17 protein-coding genes are annotated in these 18,999 nt (G+C 34.0%); 4 read left to right on the top strand and 13 right to left on the bottom strand.

Going from position 1 to position 18,999, the window contains the following annotated elements; all coding sequences use genetic code 11:
• Positions 1–162: 162 nt before the first annotated feature.
• The gene (gene deoD, locus ACKTTZ_RS12390; RefSeq protein WP_407849068.1) at positions 163–873 is read left to right on the top strand and encodes a purine-nucleoside phosphorylase; all 711 of its coding nucleotides are present in this window, start codon (positions 163–165) and stop codon (positions 871–873) included.
• Positions 874–925: 52 nt separating this feature from the next.
• On the opposite strand, the gene ACKTTZ_RS12385 is transcribed toward deoD, so the two are convergent.
• From ACKTTZ_RS12385 to ACKTTZ_RS12375, 3 genes are all read right to left on the bottom strand, one after another.
• The gene (locus tag ACKTTZ_RS12385; protein WP_407849066.1) at positions 926–1,711 is read right to left on the bottom strand and encodes a TatD family hydrolase; all 786 of its coding nucleotides are present in this window, start codon (positions 1,709–1,711) and stop codon (positions 926–928) included.
• 264 nt (positions 1,712–1,975) lie between these two features.
• A complete protein-coding gene (locus ACKTTZ_RS12380; RefSeq protein WP_407849064.1) occupies positions 1,976–2,626 on the bottom strand; it encodes a hypothetical protein in 651 nt (216 codons plus the stop codon).
• Positions 2,627–2,629: 3 nt separating this feature from the next.
• Positions 2,630–3,343, bottom strand: coding sequence for a DUF434 domain-containing protein (locus ACKTTZ_RS12375; RefSeq protein ID WP_407849062.1), 714 nt, complete (start codon positions 3,341–3,343; stop codon positions 2,630–2,632).
• 237 nt (positions 3,344–3,580) lie between these two features.
• On the opposite strand from ACKTTZ_RS12375, the gene ACKTTZ_RS12370 reads away from it, so the two are divergent.
• A complete protein-coding gene (locus tag ACKTTZ_RS12370) occupies positions 3,581–4,420 on the top strand; it encodes a DUF4822 domain-containing protein (protein ID WP_407849060.1) in 840 nt (279 codons plus the stop codon).
• A 93-nt stretch (positions 4,421–4,513) separates the two neighbouring features.
• Here the strand turns inward: ACKTTZ_RS12370 and ACKTTZ_RS12365 are convergent, their stop codons facing one another.
• From ACKTTZ_RS12365 to ACKTTZ_RS12320, 10 genes are all read right to left on the bottom strand, one after another.
• Positions 4,514–5,563: an MBL fold metallo-hydrolase gene (locus tag ACKTTZ_RS12365; RefSeq protein ID WP_407849058.1), complete on the bottom strand. Its 1,050-nt coding sequence runs from the start codon at positions 5,561–5,563 to the stop codon at positions 4,514–4,516.
• A gap of 162 nt (positions 5,564–5,725) precedes the next feature.
• Entirely contained in the window at positions 5,726–6,421 is a 696-nt protein-coding gene (locus ACKTTZ_RS12360) for a hypothetical protein (protein ID WP_407849056.1), read from the bottom strand.
• 275 nt (positions 6,422–6,696) lie between these two features.
• Entirely contained in the window at positions 6,697–8,448 is a 1,752-nt protein-coding gene (locus ACKTTZ_RS12355) for an alkaline phosphatase (RefSeq protein WP_051934250.1), read from the bottom strand.
• Between the two features lie 235 nt (positions 8,449–8,683).
• The gene (locus ACKTTZ_RS12350) at positions 8,684–10,831 is read right to left on the bottom strand and encodes a peptidase domain-containing ABC transporter (protein WP_051934249.1); all 2,148 of its coding nucleotides are present in this window, start codon (positions 10,829–10,831) and stop codon (positions 8,684–8,686) included.
• Positions 10,832–10,879: 48 nt separating this feature from the next.
• On the bottom strand, positions 10,880–11,797 hold the full coding sequence (locus tag ACKTTZ_RS12345) for a hypothetical protein (RefSeq protein ID WP_034693486.1): 918 nt from the start codon (positions 11,795–11,797) through the stop codon (positions 10,880–10,882).
• 10 nt (positions 11,798–11,807) lie between these two features.
• A complete protein-coding gene (locus ACKTTZ_RS12340; protein ID WP_034693484.1) occupies positions 11,808–13,163 on the bottom strand; it encodes a radical SAM/SPASM domain-containing protein in 1,356 nt (451 codons plus the stop codon).
• 56 nt (positions 13,164–13,219) lie between these two features.
• On the bottom strand, positions 13,220–13,396 hold the full coding sequence (locus ACKTTZ_RS12335; RefSeq protein WP_253316255.1) for an ecotin: 177 nt from the start codon (positions 13,394–13,396) through the stop codon (positions 13,220–13,222).
• Between the two features lie 115 nt (positions 13,397–13,511).
• Entirely contained in the window at positions 13,512–13,712 is a 201-nt protein-coding gene (locus ACKTTZ_RS12330) for a hypothetical protein (protein ID WP_034693478.1), read from the bottom strand.
• Positions 13,713–14,041: 329 nt separating this feature from the next.
• On the bottom strand, positions 14,042–14,245 hold the full coding sequence (locus ACKTTZ_RS12325; RefSeq protein WP_034693474.1) for a hypothetical protein: 204 nt from the start codon (positions 14,243–14,245) through the stop codon (positions 14,042–14,044).
• A gap of 320 nt (positions 14,246–14,565) precedes the next feature.
• Positions 14,566–16,692, bottom strand: a complete 2,127-nt coding sequence (locus ACKTTZ_RS12320; RefSeq protein ID WP_407849053.1) for an outer membrane beta-barrel family protein — start codon at positions 16,690–16,692, stop codon at positions 14,566–14,568.
• A 210-nt stretch (positions 16,693–16,902) separates the two neighbouring features.
• On the opposite strand from ACKTTZ_RS12320, the gene ACKTTZ_RS12315 reads away from it, so the two are divergent.
• Positions 16,903–18,633 (top strand): helix-turn-helix transcriptional regulator, encoded by a 1,731-nt coding sequence (locus ACKTTZ_RS12315; protein ID WP_034693469.1) that lies wholly within the window; start codon positions 16,903–16,905, stop codon positions 18,631–18,633.
• A 148-nt stretch (positions 18,634–18,781) separates the two neighbouring features.
• Positions 18,782–18,952: a hypothetical protein gene (locus ACKTTZ_RS12310; RefSeq protein ID WP_156106395.1), complete on the top strand. Its 171-nt coding sequence runs from the start codon at positions 18,782–18,784 to the stop codon at positions 18,950–18,952.
• The last annotated feature ends 47 nt before the right edge of the window (positions 18,953–18,999 follow it).

Raw genomic sequence — 18,999 nt, 5'->3', positions numbered from 1 at the left:
GGTTTTGGATTATACAAAGGACTTTATTTTAAATATTATTTAAAGCATTTATTAATAATATCTTATATATTTTATTAAGAAGAGATGGTTTCATTGTTTCCATTTTCGCAATTACAGAAACAAACTAAAAGTTATTATCTTTGTCGCATTCAAAAAAACATTATGAGTATTCACATCAGTGCAAAAAAAGGAGAAATTGCTAAAGTAGTATTGCAGCCGGGGGATCCGCTTCGTGCACAGTATATTGCTGAAAATTATTTAGAAAATGCTAAACTGGTAAGCAAAACCAGAGGTATTTTTTATTATACAGGGCTTTATAAAGGTAAAGAAATCACTGTAGGAGCGAGTGGAATGGGGTTCCCAAGTATCGGAATCTATTCTTTTGAGTTGTTTACAGAATATGAAGTAGATACGATCATCAGAATCGGAACTTGTGGTGCTTACAATACAGATCTTCAACTTTTTGATATTTTAAATATTGATAAAGCGGCCAGCGAAAGTACGTATGCCAAATACGCATGGGGAATTGAAGACGAAATTCTTTCTCACCAGGGGAATATCTTTAACACCATCAATGAAACGGCTAAAGATTTATCTTTAAATGCTAAAGCAATCAATATTCATAGTAGTGATATTTTCTACAGAAAAGATCCTAATACTCCTGAAATTGCTACAAAATACAACTGTCCTGCAGTAGAAATGGAAGCTTTTGGTTTATTTGCCAATGCTCAGCATTTAGGAAAAAATGCAGCAACAATTCTTACCGTAACGGATATTATCCCTACCCATGAGAAAATCTCTGCTGACGCAAGAGAAACAGCTTTGAATCCTATGATGGAACTGGCTTTGGAATCGGCAATAAAGAGTTTGTAAGAAATAAATTAATTATAAAAAAAGAGCTTTACTTTATCAGTAGAGCTCTTTTTTATAGTCTGAAAAAATTTCTGGCCGTTTCTGTAGTCTCATCTGCTACTTCAGAAATGCTGATCTTCTTCAGATAGGCAATGGTTTGTGCTACATAAGGTAAAAATGAAGGTTCATTTCGCCTGTTCTGTATTCTCGGCATATTTTTCGGAAGCATAAATGGAGCGTCCGTCTCAATCATCATCCTGTCAAGAGGTGTATATTTAATAACGTCTTCGAGATGTTTAAATCTTTTTTCATCACTGATAGCTCCTGTAAATCCTAAATAAAATCCTTTATCCAGATAGATTTTTGCTTCGTTTAATGTTCCGGTAAAGCAGTGTACAACGGCTTCAGGTAATCTTGAAAGATAGTCATCTGTGATTTCATTGAATCTTTTAAAAGCTGACCTTTCGTGAAGAAAAAGGGGTTTATTCACTTCAATGGCGAGTTCAAGCTGGGCCTGATAACATTTTTCCTGAATGGGCCTGGGAGAAAAATCACGATCGAAGTCAAGGCCGCACTCTCCTACCGAAATCACATGATCCTGTTTTAATAGTTTTCTGAGTTCACTGATGCTTTGTTCATTAAAAGATTTGGCATCGTGAGGATGAATTCCGGCTGTTGAAAATAGAATTTCGGGATATTCTTCTGCAATTTCCGCAGATTCTTTGCTTCCGCGTACGCTGGTTCCTGTGAGAATCATATGTTCAACACCATGATCCAAAGCCCGGTTGATAATTTCTTCGTGTTCATTATAGAACTGTTTATTGGTCAGATTAATGCCAATATCAATATAAATGTTCATTTGTTTTTTAATTTTTATTCGATGTTAATTTCTAAATATAAAATGGAAACTGACAGAATCCTGTTTGAAAACTTTTGTTCTGATTGATTCATAGCTTCTGTTTTATGTCTGCAAAACTAAAAGCATGGTGCGCAATGTTTTTACGCAGTAAAAAAGTAAAAAACAAAATACTTTACGATTAGAAAATCTGCGTCATCTGCATAATCTGCGAGCGTTTTTATTTTTCCACGGATTACACAGATGGCGCAGATGTTTGTGGATAACTTATTCGTTGATAAATTTTTCGAGAAAACCGATCAGCTTTGTTCCTCCGTGGCTCCAGCGGATTCCATGGCCTTCTTTTTCCCGAACTTCAAAGACAAGTTCATGTTTGTAATGGAAGAAAACATTCCACCAGGTTTTATTGTCAAGAATATCGTTGATTTTTGCCATTACTTTTTCCTGCTTCTGTTGGTTATCCCCTTTTATTTCTCCCCAGAAATCATCATCCATTCTTCCAATATGCTTTTCCCAGGCTCTTTGTGCAATGGTAATTTCATTGTTGAACGGTTCTTTGCAGGCATTGATCAACGTTGCTTTCAAAGGCGGAATAGCACTTTCATCACGGATACTGGCAGAGGTTACTCTTTGTCCCAAAACATTCAGCCAATGTTCAAAAGGAATTTCTTCCAGAAGTTTGGCTTTTACCTCATCAGAATTATCATTTTCAAGAATCTTCATCAGTTTTTCAAAGCTTTCTTGTCTGTTGATCTTTATTTCTTCATTAAAATAGGGAAAATCCCAATCTAAGCTTCCTTCTTTAAATCGGTCAATATTTTTTTCCAGATCTTCCAGATGTTCTTTTGCTAAAAGGGCTTTGTACTGAGCTTTCCATGTTTCGGAAAACAGGGCAATATAGGGTTCAAACAGATTCATATTTTACGCCATTTTGATCAGATTAGCAGGAAGATTTTCTTCTGTAATCAAATATCCGATCAGGTTAAACCATTCTTTACAGTGATCCAGAATCCAGGCATCTGAGGAAATAATAATTGCGGAACTTTCTGCCAGGAATTTATCGGGATTGTATTGCAGATCTGCCTCCCAGTTGAGATGATGCTCTTCTGCAAATTCCAGAATAATCTGTTTGATTCTTCCACTGTTGGAAACCGGTTGATCAAAGATCCATACCAATTGATGAATCTGATTTTTCCGGTAAAAAGAAGCTACCAATTCTATTGCTCTTAAGGTTTGATTCACTCTTTTATAAGTTCCATGGACTCCTGAAAGATCACGGATGCAGCCATCCAATCCTTCAAAAATAAAAGCTTCAGAAAGCAGACTTTCCAGTAAGATAAGAACATTAAACCCATCAAGATATACCGTTTTATCTTTTAAATCTGAAGCATCAACATGCTTCAACTGTCTGTTATGAAGCTGTTGAGTGGATGCAGATGCTCCCCGAAGAGCTTGTATCTGACGGGTTTTCAGTCTATATCGGTTACCCACAAGATCTGAAGCCGCTTTTTCCGGATACTCTCTGCTCAACAGATACTGCATGTCTTCAACAGCTAGTCTCAGTTTGGAGATCTGTTTTTCTGAGCCAAATAAGGTATCATCACCTGTATTTTTTCCACGGTTTCTGTTATTCATACTCAAAAATAGAGTTTTTGGTGGATGTTAGAAACCACCCCGTCAAAAATTCTTTGAATTTTTGACACCCCTCCAAAGGATAGGAATTTCACACCTTTGATTGTTAAATTTGTCAATGATATTATTCTTCTCATTCTAATCTGGGATCTGTTATGTTTTCTACAACAAAAGAGATATTTCGTACAACACATTGATATTTATTAGGAATAAGTTTGCAAAGACTTAAAAAATACCCTTATGAATACACTGAAAAAATTATGTTATCTGTCAGCAGCCGTATTGCTATCGGCATCATTTGTTTCATGTTCAAATGACGACAATGAAATAAGTATTGAGCAGCAGACTCCCTCACAGGTACTGTCTTCTACTCCATGGGAAACTACAGGAGCCAAAGATAAAAATGGAAATAACGTAGCTCTTACCGATGCCAGCGTAGCCGGATATGTTGGTTTTGCTTATTTCAAAGCAGATGGAAAGTTTGCAATTTATAATCTGACTGACGTATTAAGATCTATGGGAACATGGTCTGTAGATGCTCAGGGAAAGACAAGAACTATTGCAGCATTAAACCCTGATGGAACCACTATTTTCACCCGTAACGTTGAAATTCTTATTTTGAACAAAAATGAATTTACGTACAGAATCCGTCCTAACTCCAGTGATCAGTCAGTTTACTATGATATCATCCATACCAAAACCTCTCATGCTGAGCCAACCAATGGACAGCTTACTCTGGCTTCTACGCCATGGGAAACGACTGGCGCTAAGGATAAAAGCGGAAATAATGTTGCATTGAATGATGCCAGTGTAGCCGGATTTGTAGGATATTCTTACTTCAAGGCCAACGGAACTTTTAAAATTTTTGGGTTAAATGATGTCTTGAGATCTGAAGGAACATGGTCTATTTCTCCGGATGGAAAGAAAAGAACCCTTACCACTCCTACTTTTACCCGTGTTGTGGATATTCTCGTCCTGAACGAAACTACCTTTACTTACAGAATTACCCCTGATGCTGCTAACCCAGCCGTATTTTACGATATTATTCATTCCAAGGTCAACCATAAGGAGCCTTTGTAGTGATTATTTTTTTGATAAGAAGGAAAAAACCTGCTCAGTGATGGGCAGGTTTTTATATTTTAAAATTAAAGGAATGTATTACTTGTAATTTATTTACCTGTATTCTTCCCACCATTTTTTCCAGCTTATTGTTCCTAATTGATCCAGCTTTAATTTTTCCCCGATCATTGGAAGACTTATACTGATATTATTTTCTTCCGCATGTTTAGAAGCCAATTCCAAAGGCTCATACCAGGTATGCTGAGCCAGTTTAAATTTAGAATTGTGTACCGGAATAAAGTTTTGGGCTTTCAGTTCTTTTATTTCTGTCATCAACTGATCTGGTAATGTATGAATGTAAGGCCACTTTTCATTATACTGTCCGGTTTCCATTACCGCTAAATCAAATGGTCCGTATTTTTCCCCAATTTCTGTAAAATGATTTCCATAGCCGCTGTCCCCACCCAAAAACAGATTTTTAGTCGGAGTTTTTAAAACAAAAGAAGTCCAGAGTGATATATTACGGTTCAGTAATCTTCCGGAAAAGTGTCTTGCCGGAGTGAGTGTGACTCTGAAACCTTCTGCAATATCTATACTTTCCCACCAGTTTTTTTCAATAATTGTATCAAAACTCCATCCCCAGTATTCGAAATGTTGTCCTGTTCCCAGACCACAAATAACTTTACCGACCTTATCTTTTAATTCCTGAACAGTTTTATAATCAAGATGATCCCAATGGTCATGGGAAATAAGCAGAAAATCTATATCCGGCATATGTTCGGGTTTGTAATAATCTGCTCCCTGAAAAGCTTTTATAGAACCGGGCATTGGGGAAGCATTTCCACTGAAAACAGGATCTATAAGAAATTTCTTTCTATCCACCTGTATGAAATAGGAGCTGTGCCCAAACCACACCAACACATTTTCATCCGGCTGAAGATTCTTAAGGTCAGTTACTACAAACGGGAGAACTGTTTTTGGTGATGTATTTTCTACTTTGCACAAGCTTTGAAGAAGTAATTTAGTCATGCTTTCTCCTTCTAACAGTGCCGGGGTTGTTAATATATTCTGAAATCGTCCGTTGAGATAATTGGGCAGTGTACTGAAATATTCTTTTCTTTTTTCATCGGGAAACTGTCCGAGCTGTTTTTTTAAACTTTTCATTCATTTAATTTTAAATCCAGCCATAGTTTCTAGAGAAATACACTCTATTTCATTGACCGGCAAACCTTAATATAAAATAAATATAAGCATAAGATTTTGAGATGTAAAAATAAAATGAAAAGGATATGAAATTTACATTCTTCATTAATCAATGAGAAATTCTTAAAAAAGCCATTTAACCAATGCGATCATGATGGTTCCCAATACTAAACAGAATAGGATCATTATTGCAAAAACCTTCCCAAATTCTGCCCAAAACTTTTTATGATCGAAAGTAAAATCAACAGGGTTAATATAATAGACATCATACACCAAAGGATTTATGCGCAAATCTGGTCGAAAATGCACAATTCCCTGGATATATCTTCTTCGTAAAGATTTCAAATTTCCAATATAAGTAGTGTAACCTGCATCCATTCCATTGAAGTCAACTTCTGCTACCGAGCCATTGTCATTTACTTTCAATATATAAGTTTTGTGCCTTGGGCTGATACTCACATCATATTCATCAGAAAAGGAATATTTTTTCAGGTTGTCGTACAAAATTTTATCTATCGTTCCATCGGCTCTCTCATAGTGAACTCCTTTATCATCAACCTCTATCTTTCTGACTATTCTTTTTCTGATTCTCCGTTGGTAAAGAAAAAAACGATATAAACCGAAAGCAAGTGCCGGATAATATAGTATGGCTACGATAACAAATATGACCAGTTTATCACTCATCACAACAGGCAATCCTACTATGATCAGAAACGCTACCAACAATAAAAGTATCCCAAAAGTCCTGGTCAACAAGGTCATGAACCACCATGTTTTAGAAACTAATGGCAAAAAATCTTTTCTTACTTCCTCTTGCATCTGTTCAAGATACGAAAAAATTAAGTAAACTCTGGTAAAGATGGAAGCTGGAAGCAGGAGGCTGGAAGCAACTGTTAGTCTGATAATTTCTGGCAGTTATCGTAAAATCCATGAAATTTTCCATAAAAAAATAATAAAGTTGAAGAGTAGCTTTTGTTATGATCTCCATAACTTCTCTCCTCCTGCTTCCAGCTTCCAAACTATAATACAAAAGAGCCACCGTAGTACACCGTGACTCTTTTTACTAAATTGAAAATAAGATATGATTATTGAAACTATGAAATGGTATAGGTTTTTTCTGTACTTACATTATAGGTATCAGAAATAACATTATCTACAAATCTCCATTCTGCGACTGAACTTCCTGAGGTAAATTTCACATGCAGATATCCTCTTTTATAAAGATTGGCATAATCCAGATCGTCAATCAGTAATGAAAATGCCTGTGCCAGCTCTATCGCTTTTGTCGGATCTGAAGTGATTCCCAGATATCCTTCAAGACCAGGAGAAGAAACGGAACTGCAAGCAAGCTCTGTCCCGATGAATTTACCTTGTGCATCGTTCAGTTTTCCTAACCACGCATTGTGAGTATCTCCTGCTAATACCACTACATTTTTTCCTGCAAGAAGGGAATAAAGCTGTTCTCTTTCCATGAAATATCCATCCCATGCGTCCAGATTGTAGGGTAAAGTAGTTGTAATTCTTGCAATTTCCTGCGGAGTCAGTGTTGGGTCCTGCTGCTGGTGTCTTGTTTTAAGAATAATCAGTTGAGTGATGGTATTCTGAAGGGCCTGCATGGTTGCCGGCTGTGCGCTTCCATGTTGTTTAATTTCTGCCAGAATTTGATTCAACAGCATCAGAAGTTCTGCAGGAACCATCATTTTAGTCATTAAAATCTGCTGTCCAAGCACTTTCCATTTTGCTGTATCGCTATTGATCTGAGAGCCTAGCCACGCCATCTGCTCATTTCCGATCAGTTTTCTGTTCGTACTTAAAAAATCTGTTTTAAACTGTACCTGATTAAAATTCCCAGTGCTATCAAGGTAATCGGAATATTCCATTTGCTTATCTCTGGCAATCACCCTTGTATCCATCATATAAAGTGAAACGATATTTCCGAAGTTGAAACTTCTGTAAATTCTCATATCTTTCCCCGTTTTAAGAGGTATATATTCGCTATATGCCTGGAAAGCTGCCATTTTTCTTGCCTGAAAATCTCCTTCGTTAGGCTGATGGTTTTCTGCTCCGGATTTATAGGTATCATTAGCAAATTCATGATCATCCCAAACACAGATGAACGGTTTTTTCTGATGAAGAAGCTGAAGATTCTTATCTCCTCTGTACTGCCTGTATCTTTCTCTGTAATCGCTGAGGTTAAGAATTTCCTTCGCTGGCTGATGTGCTCTTCCTAACTGGTTGGTGTAAGGATTCGTTCCATATTGTCCCGGAGCATATTCATAAATATAGTCCCCAAGATGTACTACAACATCAGCTTCAGATTTTGCAATCGCACCGTATACATTGAAAAGTCCGGCAGGAAAGTTGGAACAAGACACCACTGCCATTTTTACTTCACCTACAGCATCTGACTTTGAAGGTAAAGTAAGAGTCTCTCCTGTTACACTGACTTCCTTAGTTTTAACGTTATAGAATCTATAGTAATATTTTGTGTTGGAAGAGATATTCTGAACGTCTACTGCTATAGTAAAATCATTAACAACTGTGGCATTCGCCTGCCCTCTTCTTACCACTTCTGAAAAGTTACTGTTTTTACTGATTTCCCATGTAATCTCGGCATCAGTTCCTTTTGAATATCGGGTCCAGATAATAATTCCTGTTGCGCTGGGATCAAAACTCGCTACCCCGGATTCGAAACCTCCGTTTTGAAGATTATCGGGAGCATTTCCATTTTCAGTAAAATCATCACTGCAACTTTCAATAAGAGGAGCAAGAAAAATTCCTCCGGCTGCCAATAGTGAATTTTTAAGAAATCTTCTTCTGTTGAATTGGTGGTTGTTTTCCATCATTACTTTTTTTGCAAAGCAACAGTATCTGGAGAAGAAGGTTGTTAACTGAATTTTAAATGTATTTTATGATTTTTTAAACAAATGTTTAATGTTATGCATAAGAAATTAAATTATGCAAATATTGCTGTAATGGGCATACACAAAAGGAAACCTTCCGGCTTCCTTTTTTCAACAAGTTCTATAGAAGAGAATTTGTTTTCATCAAATATATTATTTAAGGTCTCTAAGTTTTCTTTTATTCTCCTAATTCCAGCTGGTTTCTGACCAAATTAAAATATTCTCCTTTTTTGGATACTAATTCCTGGTGGTTACCCTGCTCTACAACTTCTCCCTTTTTTAAAACAATTATATTGTCTGCACTTTTCACTGTGGATAAACGGTGTGCAATGATAACAACAGTTCTTCCTTTAAAAAACTCCTGCAAATTATCATGTATAATTTTTTCATTTTCTGCATCCAGTGCAGAAGTAGCTTCATCAAAGAAAATAAAATCCGGATTTTTATATACCGCTCTTGCAATTAGAATACGTTGTTTCTGTCCACCGCTTAAATCATCTCCTGCGGCTCCTATTTTGGTGTCAAATCCTAAAGGAAGACTTTGAATCATTTCGTATATATTGGCTAATTTACAAGCACTGATCAATAATTTTTCATCTGCGTCTTCCTGCATAGCAATATTGTCTCTTATGGTTCCGCTGAATATGTATGAGTCCTGAAGAACAACTCCACAATTGCTTCTCCACCAATCATGATTGATCTGAAACAGCTCTTCTTGTCCGATGTTCAGATCTCCTTCTGAAGAGGGATAAAATCCCAGAAGAAGTTTGGATAATGTAGTTTTCCCACTTCCGCTTTCTCCAACTATGGCAAGAACTTTCCCGTTAGGAATTTTAAAATTGATGTTTTTTAAAACATAGGGTTGATGTCCCCCCGGATACTTGAACCATAGATTATTTAAACTAATATCTTTTCTCAGCAGAGCCTGATCTCCGTCTTTTAAATTTAGGTTTTCATCGGTTTGCTGTAAAATTTCCTGAACTCTTTTATACACTAAACTTGAATCCTGAAATGAGCGAAAAAAAGCGACCAGGTTTTCTATGGGTGCGGAAGCAATACCTATTATATATCCTATACTAAGCATCTCACCAACTGTCATTTTCCCAAGTGATACCCAATACACGCAAAAAAAGGTAGTTGAAAATATAAATAACTGTTTAATAATGCTGGTAACATTGGTTTGATAAATATCCAGGATAAGACTTTTTACTTTGGTCTTATATATTTTTTTCTGAAGCTCTTCCCACTTTGATATTCTTGAAATATGAGCATTACTAATTTTAACGGAAACCATCCCGGTAATCATCTCAACAAGATGATTTTTGCTTTCTGAATTTAATTTAAAGGCATAATAATCTATAATCCTTCTTTTGTTATGAAACAAGTAAATCCATACGGTGGAAAAAACGGCAATTCCCAAAAAACCCAATGCTATATACTGGTTATATATTAAAAGCCTTATTATTAGTACAATCAGTAAAAAAACTGATAAAATATTCGATAACAATTGTCTGGTTAATAACTGTTCTATTTTTGACTGTTCTTCTATTTTCTGTAATAGATCTGTATATAATCTGTTTTCGAAAAAAGAGACCGGAAGTCTGACTGTTTTCTGCAGCAAGTCATTCAGCATTTTAATACTCACCTGTGAGCTAAAGTGTACTCCTACAAAATTCTGAAGGATATTGATGAGTATCTGTCCTCCATACAAAAGCATCTGAAATCCGAAAATTCCCATGATCACTTTTCCTTCTTTCGACTTCATTCCTTCATCAAACATCTTCTGAATCAGCTGAGGAAAGATGTAGGAAATTACGGAACTTATGGTAATTAAAAAAATCAGCAGTCCAATTTTGAAATTTTGCTTTTCTAAAACTGAACGAATATAGCTTTTGAAAATTTTTAAATCCTGTTGTTCAAAAGGAGGTTTAAACTCAACAAACTCTTCTTTCGGGATTAATTGTAATCCAATCCCTTCGTTATCTGTAGACGAAATCCAAAGCTTTACAAACTGCTCTTTTTTAAGCTTTAGTCTGCCATATTTGGGATCTGAGATATAATAAAAATTATTTTTGATTTTATAGAGTACAACAAAATGCTCCTGCTCCCAATGTAAAATGCAGGGTAAATGCACATCCTGATTCAGTGTAGACAAAGAAACCTTAAAGGGAGTTGTATGAAAATACAACTTTTTGCCAGCATCATTAATATCAGCCAGAGTAACCCCGGATCGGGTAACTTCAGTAAGATTTCTCAGATATACCAGATCACAATCTTTACCATAATATTTTAGAATAATCTTAAGGCAAACCGGACCGCAATCCATCTGTTCTATTTGGGAATAAAAGGGAAATTTGTTGAACACAATAATAAGTTAAATTGTTATGCCTAGTGTTTTTAGCTTTTTAGTAAATTCTTCGTCATTAACTAATTGCTGGTTATTGGATATTTTATCTAAATAATTTTCTATTATAATTTTCACTAATTTCTGAGGAGAACTTTTAATATGAGAAAAATTCTCATTCAGATAATCTAAAAAATCTTCATCTTCAATTTTATCAATACAGCGCATGGTTATCAGTAAATTTTCCTGATCGCCTGAAAGTTCATTTTGTCTTAGCAGAGTATTAAAGATCTGCTGAAATATCAGCCTTGTTTTTTTCTCATCCTGCAAAGATTTAAGAATGGCAATGTAAGAGTTGTTAATGATATGTTTTAACATCCCCTGCTTATCAATAAGGGGAAGATCTTCAGCCAGATTTTTGCAGCTCTCATTTTCATGTTGGTTAAACATAAAAAAAGCCAATATCTTCAGGACTTCTGTCTTGTACCGTTCTTCATTTTGAGTACGTGCAAAAATTCTGATTTTATTAAGTGATTGTTCTCCAATAATTATGGCAAAATAAGGAAACGTATTACTCTGAAATAAAGCACTTTCAATAGCCTTGTCAATATTTTTCTCTGCCAGTACAAAATCATTTTCCACGTAATTTTTATACGCAAGCAAAGCATAGTCTAAGCTTATCATCCCCTGATGAATAGGCTCTATGAAATAGTTATTCATACTTTGCATTTTTGAATAAAGGTAATTTCCTAAGGTGGTATTCCCTGTACGGAAAGCAGAAAGTGATTTTTCAGACAGGTTCATATAGTAAAACAATCCTGCCTGGATATCTTCCGGAATATCTTTTCTAAATTCCTCAATCAGATTTTCGAAAATATGTCTTGGCTTTTTCACCTCATATTCCCTGAATTCTACGGTCTTTATTTTGTCTAAAATTATTGTTTCCATACATAAACTATTAAGAAAGCACAGCTTGTTCATTAATATATCTCTGAAGAAGAATTCTGTCGTCAATATTAAATTTGAAGGAAGGACACGCCGGGATATTATCATACCAGTTTTTCGGACATGCTCCACCACAGAGAGGAAGGAATTTACAGCTTTTGCACCATGAGTTGTTGTCCGGTATTTCATTAAACCAGTTTCTCATGACAACATTTTTGCTGTCTACATCTTTATCTTTCACAATGTTTCCAGCATAAAATTCAGAGTTGTCATATTTTGGAGTATACGGAATTTCCCAACATGTGGAGACATTTCCGAAAGCGTCAAATACTTCTGAGGTCTGGCTTACTACCATACAAGGTTTAGTAACTCTTTCAGGAATAATCTGTGTTTTAAATTTTGCTTTTGATTGCAGAAGCTTCATATAAACTTCTATTTCAAGCTCAGCAAATTCTTCTTTTGACACACCTTTAATAGTAGCTTTGTTATCACCCCAGTCGTGGATAGGAGCAAGGTAGAAACTTACGTGCTGAAGGATTCCTTCTGCTTCCAGATAATCAATAAAATCTATCACATTGTAGCTGTTCTCTTTATCTACATTACATCTAATATTGAAACTTGCTTCTTTTTGGTATAATTCGGAATTAACAATTTCTTTGATATTTTTAATGATAATATCAAAACTGTTAGAACCATTTTTCAGATATCTTCTCTTATCATGGAATTCCTGAGTTCCATCAATTGTGATCTGATATTCTGTAACCCTGTAATTTTTTACCAGTTTTTCAAAAAGAGAATATTTAAGGCTTAAAGCATTTGTAATAATTCTTGAAGAATATTTTAAATTTTTCTCTTCGCAAAGGTTAATTAGCCGAGTAGATAAATTAGAAATAGCCGAAAGACCTGTTAACGGCTCTCCTCCATACCATGTAATACTCAGGTGTTCCAGGTCGTTTGACAAACTTTCCATTTTAGTAATGATTCTGTCATATGTAAGATCTAAAACTTCTTTTGACATACTTTTGTTAGTATGCAGCTGACCGCAATAGTGACATCCCAGCTGGCAGTTTCCTGAGGGCTGAATCACATAAGAAAGTGTTTTCAGATCCTGATGATCAACAGACATGATGTTGTCTGAAAGAATTTCTCTTAATTCATCTTCAAACTCAGGTACATAAAACTCATTTTTTATCAGGTTGATAAAAATTTCTTCGGGAATTTGAGTGGTTTCAAGATTACATATTTTTTCATATAACCCTTTTTTCACTTCAATGGATGTTCCGGAACGTGTAGAAAAAAGAATGACATGATCATCTAAAATTTCCTCGTTTTCTATGGTATGGATATATCTTGATAATTTGTATTTCATAATTATTTTATTTTAATATTAAATAGAGTAGCACGAATGCTACTCTACTTTTTACTTTAGTTGTAACTCCAACATTCGTTACCACTGCAAGTTTGTGTACCTCCGAATCCCCAGCAGTCATTCTGACTTGTACAGGTTGCTGCTAGTTCTAAAGGCAACTTACCTCCTTTGATTGTCTTTACTGAACTTTCGCTTAATCCTTGTAGCTTATTTTCAGTGATTTTTTTAGACAATTCAAACAATTTTTTGTTTTTCATCACAATAAATCTTAGGTTAATTTTTTCTCTTGTAAAGTTTTAATTCCACACAAGACCCTGCAGAACATGATTTTAAGGAATCAGAGTTCTATTAGTTATAACTCCAGCAGCTGTTACCACTGCAAGTAGCTGTACCTCCAAATCCCCAGCAGCTGTTCTGGCTTGTGCAGTCTGCAGCTAGTTCTAGAGGCAGTTTACCTCCTTTGATTGTCTTTACTGAATTCTCGTTCATTCCCTGTAACTTGTTTTCAGTAATTTTTTTAGACAATTCAAACAATTTTTTGTTTTTCATGACAATAAATTTTCATGGTTAGCATTTCCCTGAACAGTTTTAATTCCACACAAGGCTATACAGAACACAAATTTCTTTATGAAAAGATCCAGCAATTAGGATCTGTCTGCAGATCCGGCCTGCACCCACTACAGGTACATTGGCTACAATGGTAAGCGAATAAGCCGCCGGTAATAAATACCAGGCCTTCTTTCTGCAGCTTTTTCATTTTGACATTTGTGATTTTTTTAGAAATCGTTTCAAGCTTTTTGTTTTTCATAGAAATAAGTTTTTTATGTTTATTACGAATCTTAGCTCTATAAAAATTACTCAAGTTCGAAAGAAGATCATCAATCGAGGAAAGCCCAGCAACTATTTAATGCACATGGACTGGTTCCGTATCCCCAGCATGCATTCGCACCAAAACATGCACAGTCTGATATTATTTCTTTTTGTATACCGCCTTTAATAATTTCTACTGATTCTCTTTTCATCATGATGATTTTGTTTTCAGTAATTTTTTTTGATATTTGATACAATTTTTTGTTTTTCATCACAATAAATTTTAAAGGTTAACAGTTTTGCTGAAAAGTTTTGATTCCAGAATCAGGTTTTCATAATAAAGTCTTTATGAAAAGCTCCAACAATTGGGAGCATTCGTTGAGCAGATTTCGCAATAAGAATTACAATCGGGATGTCTAATGCAATCATCTACAGTAAAGTCTTTCCCTGCGTAGATAGTGAGAACTTCATGTTTTTGTAGTTTTTTGAGCTTACCCTGAGTTATCTTTTTGGATAACTCTTCAAGTTTTTTGTTTTTCATGGTTATTAGTTTTATCCTTTAGCGTATTAGTTTTTCAGTAAAGAAACAGGATTATAATCGGGGATTTTCGTTTTGAGTTCTACCCTTGTCTATATCGCCGGTATTCACCTTTTTTACCTTGTTGTTTCCAAATGTTTTGGATATGCTGAGTGATATGGATCTTAAATTAGATTGTGAAAGGGTTTCAATATATCCGTCATTATTATATAGTGTATTACGGGAGTTTGAAAGATTCAACATATCTTTTACAGAAAGCTTGAATTTAAAATCTTTATAACTCTTTGAAACCTCAAGCTGATTATTGATAAAATAACCGTTTTTCTTATTAACTAATGTATATGGAGAGGTATAACCAAAGTTATAGCTTATGTTCCAGCCTTTATTCCAAAGATTATTTCCACTAATTGTAACGGAAGAGTTATTATACCAAGAACTAGGATGAACATCATAGATATCTGCATTATTGATATAATACATTCCTGTTGAAAGATTAAACATCCATTTGTTTTCAAACAATGGTTTATTATAGTTCAATCCCACATAAAGACGCTTTACATTACCTTCAAAGTTTTTGGGCCTTGTAATAGAAACATTATCTACAACCTCTGTATAAGGAAGAATAGGATTTTTCACAATTCCGAAATTACTTACAAACACCCAAGTTCTTTTTATGCTGTAGCTCGCATTAAATAAATACATCTTTGCCACATTAAGGTCAGGATTTCCGGTTTCCCACCAGGTTTCATTATTCTTATAAATAAATGGGTTCAAATCATCCACATAAGGTCTCCATAATGCAGTTCTGTATCCCAAAGAAACTCTGTTGTTCTTATTGATCATATAAGAAAGGTTGATACTGGGTACAATATTGTTGTAACTTCTGGAGAAGTTCTCGCTAACTGTATTTTGTTTTGCGTTGATGTTTGTGTTTTCATAACGTACCCCTAAGTTGACGTCCAGAACAGAAAAGATTTTTTTCTTAACATTAGTATATAACGCGTTGATATTTTCATGATACATGAAATTATTAGAAAATAATGTATTCAATGTACCATCTGCGTTGTAATAAGCATAGGGGTTATCTGTAGAAAGCCAGTTAAGCTTCCCTCCTGCTTCAAAACTAAGTTTTAATTTTTCAAAAGTCTTGGAATAATCTACTCTTACCGTATAATTGTCCTTCTGGTAATCATTATATATTAAATTAGTATACGGATTTGTCAAATTGAAAAACTCTGTCGTATTATCTCTGTGATGAGTATAATAATCAAAGTTGATATCTAGTCTTTTGGCTTTTTTATCATCATTAAAGCTGTAATAAATATTTCCTCCGAAAAGATTCAGCTTATCATTTTGTGTATTTACCGTTCTGTTTTCAAAAATTCCTCCTGTAGTATCATAATAAATATTCCTGTTTTCAAGGGAAGATTCAGGTGTTTTGTGATAATATTCCAGAATCCCTCCTATGCTGCTTTTCTCATTAAGCTCGTAATCAAAACCTGTATTTCCTCCAAAATTGGTTTCTTTAATCAGCGTACTTCCTATAATCTGATTTCTACTGAATTTCGAGCTATAATTATCAATACTATTTCTTTGCAGGTCATTATTATTTTCAACAAACAACATGGTATTATTTGAAAATCTGTTTTTATGATAATTTAAAGCAATATTTGCCTGCTGACTGTTTTTTCTGTTTTGTTTATCTGTAATAGTAAAACTTCCTTTCAGACCATCTGTTTCCAGTTTCTTCAGCTTCAGATTAATAATCATTGCATCCTCCAGATCATATTTTGAGGAGGGATTGGTAATCAGCTCTATCTTTACCAGATTAGAAGCCGGCATAGCATTAAGATATTGTATTAAATCTTTTCCTTTCAGAATTGATTTTCTGTCATTGATGTAAACAGAGGCGTTCGTTCCCAAAAGAGTTATTTTATTATCATCTACTTTTAGCAATGGTGTTTGAGAAAGAACTTCGGATATGTGGTTTCCTACAACTAAATCGCTATTTTCAACATTAAAAACAAAACGGTCATCCTTTTGTTCAAAAAAAGGTTTTTTACCATTCACTTTTATTTCTGCAATTTGTTTTTCTATAACTGTTTTAATAGAATCTTTCTTCTCTTGAGAGAAACCCAACAACGGAAACAGAACACTTACACATATTAATATTTTCCTCATTTACTTTCAATATTTCTGATGCAAACATCATGATTATACCTAAGGCCTACAAGATTATTAATCCGAGATTGATCAATATCGGTATATCCTTTTCCAAAAATTTACAAATTCACGATTCAAAGAGACCAACACATAACTGATAAACAAACACTTATACTTCCATGATGAAAATTCGATGATAATTCATAAATTTGCAGGGTATTTAGAAATATGAAGAAGTTTCATTTAATTATTTTAACTGTTTTTCCTGTTTTTTTCTTTTCTCAAAGCATAAAGGGACTAAACATTCCAGACTCGTTAAAGAATAAAAGTTATAAGTATATTAATGATGCTTACAATAAAGTATTCCAGGTTGACAATGATAAAGCTGAGCTTTTAGCCAATTACATTCTATTAAAAGGAAAGAAAGAAAATAACAGGGACATCCTGTTTGATGGATATTATAATATAGCCCGGGTAAAAAATCTGAAGAATGAAAACGGACATCCATTTGCAGATTCACTCATCTCTGCATCAAAAAACGTTAATAACTTCGATTACCCAGCAAAATCTTATATATTAAAAGGTATTTTATTCAACAATGAAGGGAAATACAAAGAAGCTTTAGATGAATATACTAGAGCTATTAATCACAACAGGGCTGAAAATAAAGAACAGTTTTTTTATATAAACAAGCTTATTGCCATCCTAAAAACAGCTACAGAAGAATATCAGGAAGCCCTCCCTCTTTTTTTGAAATACTATGGTTATGAAAAAGATAAAATAAGAACCAACAATGTAGATGCGAAAAACTATATTGCTTCTATTTTTTCTTTAGCTAATATTTATACTAAATGTAAGGATTATAAAAAAGGTATTGAATTTGCAGATTTGGGGCTTGCAGAATGCAAGAAATACAATAATTATTCTTATTACAGCTATCTCCTTATGATAAAAGGGATTAACCTCTTTTATCTAAAAGATTATTCGCTTTCTTATAAAATCCTGCTAGAAGTACAAAAAGGATTGATAAATAATAAAGATTATAGCAATCTCGGAGTTTTATATTACTATCTGGGAAAAATAAAACATGCAACCCGAAGTGAAAACGAAGCTATAGAATTCTTTAAAAAAGCAGATTCCATTTCTTTTACTTTCAACAGTTTTGAACCTATAAAAAGAGATGGATATGAAATTCTGATAGATTTTTATAAAAAGAAAGGCGATTTAAAAAACCAACTAAAATACATTGACAATCTAATACATAGCGACAGTATAATAGCTGAAAACCGCAAAAATCTTTCAAAAGAAATTCTGAAAAAATATGACACGCCTTTGCTTATGAAAGAAAAGGTAAGTGTAATTGAAAAACTGAACCATCAGAATGCCTGGCTGATAGCGTGTTTGCTTCTGATTACTTTGGTTTTCATATTCGTCATCAGGAAAAACAGGAAGAAAATAAAAGAATACGAAAAGCAGGCAAAAGTATTATCAGAAAAACCTTTGATTACCCCTGTGTTGGAAAAAGAGCAAAAGAATGAAACTCCCATTACAGATAATCCTTCCACGATCATTGAAAGAAAGGAAAAAGCTACGAAAAGTGACCTTTCTTCTAATCCAAAATTTAAAATACTCATTGATAAAATAGAACAGTTTGAAAAGACTAATAGTTTTCTCAATAAAAATATTACTTTAGATTCTCTGTCAAAAGAATTTGATACCAACAGAGATTATCTCTCCAAGCTAGTCAATGAACTAAAGGGTAAAAACTTTTCCCAATATCTGAATGAGCTTAGGATCAACTATATTGTGGAAGAATTAAAATCTAATGAAAAAATAAGAAAGCATACTATTGCTGCTATTGCTGATGACATTGGTTACAACAATGCTGAATCTTTCACGAATGCCTTCAAAAAAATAACAGGAACACTTCCTTCTTATTATATAAAAGCACTCAATTAAAACAAAATCACAAATTACTTAAAATCAAATAATTAAGATTAAATATTATCGAAATTTATCAATTCCGGTATATATAAATTCTTCATTTACAGGAATAGAATTTCCTTTGTACTTCAATTTATTTAAAAATCTTAAAATTACTTTAGTCGTGAAAAAAATTAAAAAAACAGAAAAAAAATTATCCTTAAACAAAGTTCAAATGTCTAAGATAAAAGGAGGGATTAGCTCTGGAGGAGGTAATCAAATACTTTTGAATGATGGTAATGATACTGTATTAGACAAAACATTAGATACTCTAGATGTGACAGTAAAAAATTAATAACAATTTCAACATTTTATCAGTAATTTTGAGAAAAATTACTGATT

It is taken from the genome of Chryseobacterium sp. KCF3-3 (assembly GCF_045865955.1).
GTDB lineage: Bacteria > Bacteroidota > Bacteroidia > Flavobacteriales > Weeksellaceae > Chryseobacterium.
This window is presented reverse-complemented; position numbering and strand designations above follow the sequence as displayed.